The organism is Streptomyces sp. NPDC019396 (assembly GCF_040632375.1).
In the GTDB taxonomy this organism is placed as follows: domain Bacteria; phylum Actinomycetota; class Actinomycetes; order Streptomycetales; family Streptomycetaceae; genus Streptomyces.
The window spans coordinates 216785-223551 of sequence record NZ_JBEYBS010000003.1 but is presented as its reverse complement, the minus strand read 5'-3'; the positions used below and the strand labels follow the sequence as shown (position 1 = coordinate 223551).

General features: G+C 70.5%; 7 protein-coding genes. 1 reads left to right on the top strand and 6 read right to left on the bottom strand.

All coding sequences use genetic code 11. From position 1 onward, the window contains the following. Positions 1 to 236 precede the first annotated feature (236 nt). On the bottom strand, positions 237 to 1463 hold the full coding sequence (locus ABZ532_RS04900) for a S8 family peptidase (RefSeq protein ID WP_361279626.1): 1227 nt from the start codon (positions 1461 to 1463) through the stop codon (positions 237 to 239). A gap of 274 nt (positions 1464 to 1737) precedes the next feature. Between ABZ532_RS04900 and ABZ532_RS04895 the strand changes: the two genes are divergently transcribed. Beyond that, positions 1738 to 2412: a hypothetical protein gene (locus ABZ532_RS04895; RefSeq protein WP_361279625.1), complete on the top strand. Its 675-nt coding sequence runs from the start codon at positions 1738 to 1740 to the stop codon at positions 2410 to 2412. Positions 2413 to 2478: 66 nt separating this feature from the next. Here ABZ532_RS04895 and ABZ532_RS04890 read toward each other — a convergent pair whose 3' ends face one another. The 5 genes from ABZ532_RS04890 to ABZ532_RS04870 all read right to left on the bottom strand — a co-directional run bounded on the left by ABZ532_RS04890 (position 2479) and on the right by ABZ532_RS04870 (position 6624). Further along, on the bottom strand, positions 2479 to 3513 hold the full coding sequence (locus ABZ532_RS04890; protein ID WP_361279624.1) for a selina-4(15),7(11)-diene synthase: 1035 nt from the start codon (positions 3511 to 3513) through the stop codon (positions 2479 to 2481). Between the two features lie 109 nt (positions 3514 to 3622). Next, positions 3623 to 4249 (bottom strand): ATP/GTP-binding protein, encoded by a 627-nt coding sequence (locus ABZ532_RS04885; RefSeq protein WP_361279623.1) that lies wholly within the window; start codon positions 4247 to 4249, stop codon positions 3623 to 3625. Continuing rightward, a complete protein-coding gene (locus tag ABZ532_RS04880; RefSeq protein WP_361279622.1) occupies positions 4230 to 4592 on the bottom strand; it encodes a DUF742 domain-containing protein in 363 nt (120 codons plus the stop codon). Before ABZ532_RS04880 ends, ABZ532_RS04885 begins: the two co-directional genes overlap by 20 nt. Next, entirely contained in the window at positions 4589 to 5026 is a 438-nt protein-coding gene (locus tag ABZ532_RS04875) for a roadblock/LC7 domain-containing protein (protein ID WP_361279621.1), read from the bottom strand. Before ABZ532_RS04875 ends, ABZ532_RS04880 begins: the two co-directional genes overlap by 4 nt. Further along, positions 5023 to 6624 carry an ATP-binding protein gene (locus ABZ532_RS04870; RefSeq protein WP_361279620.1) on the bottom strand — a complete coding sequence of 534 codons (1602 nt, stop codon included), beginning with the start codon at positions 6622 to 6624 and terminating at the stop codon, positions 5023 to 5025. The genes ABZ532_RS04875 and ABZ532_RS04870 overlap by 4 nt, the downstream gene beginning before the upstream one ends. Between the last annotated feature and the right edge of the window lie 143 nt (positions 6625 to 6767).

Below are 6767 nucleotides of genomic sequence, written 5' to 3'. Positions count from 1 at the left end.
GGCGCGCGCCCCTGCGCCGCCCGCCTCAACAATCACATAGTTCTGAGGGCGCCCGACGGAAGCACTCCGTCGGGCGCCCTCAGACGTATGTCTGTGTGCCGCCGTGCCTGTAGCCGAGCGTCACTCACAGGCCGCGCCGAGGGGAAGGGGGCGGGCTTCCGCCTCTTGGTGGAGGGCGTAGGGCGGAGACGTGGCGCGTATGAGCCGGCCGGCCGGCCTCAACGCCGGCAGCTCGGTCAGAGCCCCGCGGCGTACAGCAGCCGGTTGGGCGAGCCCGGCGAAAGGTTGCGGATCACGCTCTTGGTGGCCTGGCCGACGAGCCAGTTGCTGACAGCCTCCGCACCGGCTTCGGGGTGGGCGCTGCGGTAGAGCGCGGCCACCCCCGCCACATGCGGGGCCGCCATCGACGTACCGCTCATCTCGGTGCTGCCCCCGCCCAGCAGCGCGGAGACGATCTCGGTACCGGGGGCGTAGAGGTCCAGGCACCTGCCGTAGTTGCTGAAGTCCGCCTCGGTGTCCGTACGGTCGGTCGCGCCGACCGTGACGACCCGCGGCGTGCTGGCGGGCGAGGTCCGGCAGGCGTCGTCGGCCGAGTTGCCGGCCGCGATGACCGGCAGCACACCCCGGGCGAAGACGGCGTCGGCCGCACCGTTCACGGAGGGGGACTTGGCGCCGCCGAGCGAGGCGGTCAGCACGGACTGCTGCTTGGCGTTGCGGGCCACCCAGTCGAGACCGGCGATGATCCCGGACCAGGCACCGACACCGTCGCAGTCGAGGACACGCACGCTCACCAGGGTGGCCTGCCGGGCGAACCCGTAGGTCGCCCCGCCCACCGTGCCCGCGACATGGGTGCCATGGCCGTCGCAGTCCCGCCCGCGGCGGCCGTCGCCCACCGAGTCGAAGCCGTAGACGGCGCGCCCGCCGAACTCGCTGTGCTTGTAGTCGATCCCGGTGTCGACGACGTAGACGGTGGCGCCCTTGCCGGCCGAGGTGGCGGCGAACCGCCCGTCCAGAGGGAGTTTCCGCTGGTCGGCGCGGTCGAGCCCCCAGCTCGCCGCGAGCACCGATCGCCGGGGCACGGGACCTGCCGGTAGCGGGTACGGGTGCCCCGGCGGTGCCTGGTGGACGGACACCTTGGAGTCCTCCTCCACCGCCGCGACCCCTGCCGCCAGCCGCACCGTCGCGAGCTGCTCCTTGCTCAGTCTCGCGGAGAAGCCGCGCATGGCCTTGTTGTAGGTGTAGCGGGCCTTCACGCCGGCGCGCTGTGCGACGGCCGCGGCATCGGCCCCGGTCTCCAGCGAGACGATGTAGCTCCCCCTGAGCGGCTCGTCGGCCAGGTGCAGCGGCGCGGGACCCGGCCTCGGTTCGGCCCCGCGGTCCTGGGCGGTGGCGGCCTGCCCGGGGGCGGTCAGGGTCAGGGCGGCGAGCAGCGCGGTGGCCGCCCCGCGCGCGAACAGTCGCATGGGTACTCCAATCAGAACGATGATCACTTCACCGTTCCTTTCGACCTGGTCACGCGGCTACTTGAGCCCCTGTCAGCCGATCGCCTCCTCAAGGAGGTTGTGAAATCAACCACAACTTTGCCGTTTCTTGGTGTGGTTCCCGCGCCCGTTCGGACAACCTCGCATGCAACGGCGGTAACCACCGTGGGCTGGCTGGGCCCCTGACCACAGCTCAGTTCTCCCTTCCTGCGGCCTGGTTCACCGATCCCCCCTGCACCATCTGAAAGGCACCAGAATGACCAAACACCGCGTCCTGAGGAACGGCGGCCGGATAGCCGCCGCGGCAGCGGCCGTATGCGCCGTCATGGCGGCGTCCACAGCTCCTGCGGCGGCGGACGACCAGCCGACACGTGAGCAACTCACGGCGGACTGCGCCTCGGGTGAGGGCAAGTGCACCTTCAACTCACCCGTGCTCGGCAAGGCCTACCTCGGGAAGTTCCACCAGGTCTCCGACGCGCTCTACAACTGCAGCAGCTCGACGGCCACCCAGTCCATGGGCTGGAGCGACAGCGTGGGTTCCACCGACTCCGTGGGCGTGTCCGTCACCGCGGGCGGCAAGATCGCCGGGATCGTGGACCTGAGCGTGACGGCGACGTACAACCACAGCTGGACCAGCACGCACACGGAGGACAGCTCGCTCACCATGACCGTGAGGCCCGGTGAGGTGGGCTGGATCTCCCGCGCCCAGGTGATGCAGGAGGTGTCCGGCACCTGGCAGACCCACTACGACAGCCCCAGGTGGGGTCACTACTACTGGTTCTTCGACGACACCATCACCGGTCCCGCCAAGAACGGCACGGACGGCGTGAGCAACGCCGTGGTCGTCAAGAGCCGCAAGATGACCAGCGCCGAGAAGAAGTCCTGTTCGGCCGGCGAGAAGGCCGGAAAGGCGTTCATCCGGCAACGCTGACGCGGCCTGACCCGGCTGGTACAGCGGCCCCCGCCCCCTCGCCACGTGGGGGGGCGGGGACCCGTATCAGGACGAGCGCGCCACGAGGTCCCACCACCACGCGATGGCGGGGATGTCGAGGGGCTCGTGACTGTCGTCGGCCGGGGTGTCGGTGAAGACCGATGGCAGCAGCCCGGGGCTGGAGGCGAGGCCCCAGTCCTGGGCTCCGCGTATGTAGCAGGCAAGCCCGTGCAGGTACTGACGCAGCTGCGGGCTGCCCCGCTCCGCCAGCCCGTCGCTCAGACGCAGGAACAGCGTCATCACCCGGTCCCGCTGACGGACGGCCAGGCCCAGGGCCGCGCCGGGGCCCAGTCCGTGCTCCTGCTCGAGCACCCGAAGGACGTTGAGGTGGCTCAGCTTCCCGCCACCGTGCTCCTGGTGGTACGAGAAGACGTCCCTGTCCCATGTGGTGACGAAGGAGGCCATCTCGGCGGCGGCCCGTACCGAAACGCGGTCACGCTCGTGGGGCTGGAGCTCATAGGCGTGGCCCATCTCCAGGATGGGGAGCATCACCGCGGTCGGCCCGTTGTAGAGGCGCATCAGCGTGTAGTCGCCCAGGGCCGGAAGGCTCCCCGCGCGGCGGTGAGCCGCCTCCCACACCACGGAGAAGAAGTACTCGCGCAGCGCGTCTCCCCAGCGCGCGGACTGGCCCGCGGTGCAGAACCGGTCGATCCGCAGCCGCAGATCGCGCAGTCCCGCGGCGAGCGGATCGTCGTCCAGCATGGGGGCCTCGGGGTTCTGGGCGACCCGGATCAGCCGGTGCAGCAGCCCGACCAGATCGCCGGAGCCCTCCGCGCCGTGCGCGTCCTGCACCTCGTCCACCGCCGACAGCCACAGCGCGAAGTCCGACAGGAGGGACACGACCTCCTCGCGGCCGTCGGGCAGGATCCGGGCACAGAGGGAGCCGAAGTCCCGGCCGACCAGCTCGTCGCGCAGCTCCACCGAGCCGATGCGGAAGGTCTCCGCCCAGGCCGCGGTCTGGACGACGATGGCTGAGTGGTTCGGGTGGATCGCCGGGGCGATGGGAGAGAAGAGCGGTGGTACGGACAGCTCGGGCCCCACGTCGGCCTCCCTCTCATAGTGAGGTCAGGTACAGGTCAAGTGCATCGGTGCGTGTGAGTGAGCGTGAGCATGTGCTGTTCCGGGTGCGGTGCAGTGCGGTGCGGGCCGCTCAGGACACCTGTGACATGGCGAGCGACTGGAGATAGCGCATCAGGGTCAGCAGGACGTCACGGCTCGACGTCCGGTCCCGTGCGTCGCACGAGACGATCGGCACCGAATCCGGCAGGTCCAGTGCCGCCCTGAGCTCGTCGACGGGGTAACCCGGCGCGCTCGGGAAGGAGTTGATGGCGACGACGAACGGCACCCCCCGTTCCTCGAGCCGCCCGATGACATCGAAGCTGACCTCCAGACGGCGGGTGTCCACCAGGACCACCGCGCCCAGGGCGCCCTCGAAGAGGCCACGCCACAGGAACCAGAAGCGCTCCTGGCCCGGGGTGCCGAAGAGATACAGCACCAGCTCCTCGTTGATGCTGATGCGTCCGAAGTCCATCGCGACGGTGGTCGAGCTCTTGGTGCTGACTCCGGCGGTGTCGTCGATGCCGACCCCTGCCTGGGTCATCGTCTCCTCGGTGGTCAGCGGGCGTATCTCACTGACCGCGCCGACCAGGGTCGTCTTGCCCACGCCGAATCCGCCGACGACCACCACCTTGACGGCCGCGGTGGCCGTTGCGGGCAGGGCGTCCTCGCTCCGTGGCCCCGCGGCCAGGGTGGGCTGCTCAGAGCTTTTGAAGTCCATGGATCACTGCCTCAATCAACGCGCGGTCAGGGAGTTGGGCGGCCGGGACGGGCGCGCGGGCGATCACCCGCTTCTCTGCGAGCAGATCGCCGAGCAGGACTGTGACCACGCTGACCGGAAGGTTCGTGTAGGCAGAGACCTCGGCCACCGATAACGGCGCCTGGCACAGCTCCATGATCACCGTGTGCTCCGGTGGCATGCCGGGCTTCGGCTGGGACCTGGCCACCACCAGGGTGACCAGGTCGAGCTCGACGGGGGCGGATGAGGTGCTGCGCCCGCCCGTGATCACATAGAGCCGCTCCGGGCTCGCTTCCTCCCAGCCGCCACCACCCGGGTGGCTCACCTGGCCGCCCCTCCGCCGGCGTAACCGCCGGAGTAGGCGCTGTCGGCCCGCGGCGGGCTGGTCAGGTGCTCACCGATGCGCAGCACGAGGTCCCGCATCCGCTGTCCCATCAGCCCCGCGTCCACACCTTCGTCGGCGAGTACGGCGAGGAACGCACCCGCCCCCGCCGCCATCAGATAGAAGAACCCGCCGTCCATCTCGATGACGACCAGCCGCATCCGGCCTTCGCTGTAAGGGAGCTCGGACGCCACCGCGCCGGCCAGCGACTGGAGCCCGGCACAGGCGGCGGCGAGCCGGTCGGCGGTGTCGGTGTCGGTGCCGTACTGGGCCATGCGCAGACCGTCGGCGGAGAGCACCACCACATGCCGGGTCTCCGGCACCCCCTCCGCGAGGTCCTTGAGCATCCAGTCCATGTTGGCCTGCTGCTGAATCATGGCTGCGTGTTCCCCTTGCTGGCATCGGTGGAATCCCCGGAGAGACCGCTCTGGAAGGCGGCCAGCCACATTCCGGGCTGCACCTGAGGTGTGGGCTCGTGGTCAGGAGCCGAGGTCGGTACGGGAGCCGATGGGTCCGGTACGGGAGCCGATGAGTCCGGCACGGGAGCCGCTGGGTTCGTCAGGTACGCGCCCCCGGGTGCGGTCCCGGTCTCCGGGGCGGAGTCCGCCGCGAGGCGCGACTTGCGGCGCCGCTGGGGCAGCCCGCCCGGGGTCCGCTCGGTCACCTCCACACGACCGCTGGGCGACGAGACGATGCTGCCGTCCGACGGCATGAGGCCGAGGTCCGACGGTACGGGACCGGTCACCTGGCGCGGCTCCTGGCGCTGCGCGGGCACGAAGGGGGCGGTGGCCGGGGCAGCGGCCGGGAGCGTCGTACGGGGCCGGGAGGCGGCGCCGATGCCGTGTGCGATACCGGTCGCGTACTCGGCGGTGGTGATCAGTTCCTGCGGTACGACGATGACCGCGCGGACGCCGCCGTACGCGGAGGAGCGCAGCGCGACCTGGAAGCCGTACGCCTGCGCCAGCCGGCCGACCACGGCGAGGCCGAGCCGCGGGGTCTCGCCCAGGTCGGTGAGGTCGATGCCCTGCTGGGCCTGGCGCAGCACCTGCTCGGCGCGGCGCCGGGCCTCCTCGCTCATGCTGACGCCGCCGTCCTCGATCTCGACGGCGATGCCCGACTGGACGTCCACGGCGGTCAGATGGACCTTGGTCTGCGGCGGCGAGTAGCGGGTCGCGTTGTCGAGGAGCTCGGCGAGCACGTGGATCAGCGGCTCGACGGCGGGTCCCACCACGGCGACCTCGGAGACGGTGTGCAGCTCGACCCGCTGGTAGTCGATGATCCGCGACATGGCGCCGCGCATCACGCTGTAGAGCGGCACGGCCCTGCCCCACTGGCGACCGGGGCGGGCGCCACCGAGTACGGCGATCGAGTCCGCGAGCCGGCCGATCAGCGCGGTGCCGTGGTCGAGCCGGAGCAGGTCGCCGAACACCTCGGGGGACTTGCCGTGCCGGTCCTCCATCTCCCGCAGTTCCTTGGCCTGCTGGTGGACGATGGCCTGCACGCGGCGGGCGATGTTGACGAAGGCCCGCTGGGCGGACTCGCGCAGCTCTTCCTCGCCGACGACCGCGCCGACGACGGCCTGGAGCACGGCCTGGTGTGCCTCCGACGCGGAGAGCGAGCCCAGTACCTCCTCCGGGAACTCGCCTCTGCGCAGCCGGTCCATGGCATCGGGGAGCAGCGAACCGGCGAGGTGCGCGGTCTCCGCCGAGTGGTGGGCCAGGACGGCGTCACGTTCCCGTACGGCGCGGCGCAGTGTCTCGATCCGCCTGCCACGGCGGGAGACCTCGGCGCCGATGACGGCGACCGCGATGGTGGCGACGGAGCCGATGACCACGACGGGGACACGGGCCGGAGTGGAGACCAGTGCCACCGCGACGGCGGTGACGACGGCGGTCACAGCGGCGGGCAGCAGCCACCCGAAAGAGGCCGCAGTGCGCGGACTTCCACTTCCGGGCGACGATTCCTCACGGACCATCAGCACCTTCAAAAAGAATCGAACGGGAACGATCACATGGCGACGCTGAGGGAGCATAGTCGTTCACCGGCCGCCTTGTTGACGCCAGGTCACACTTCAGACACCGACTGAATCGTGATGGGTGCGTGATATGCGAAGGCGCC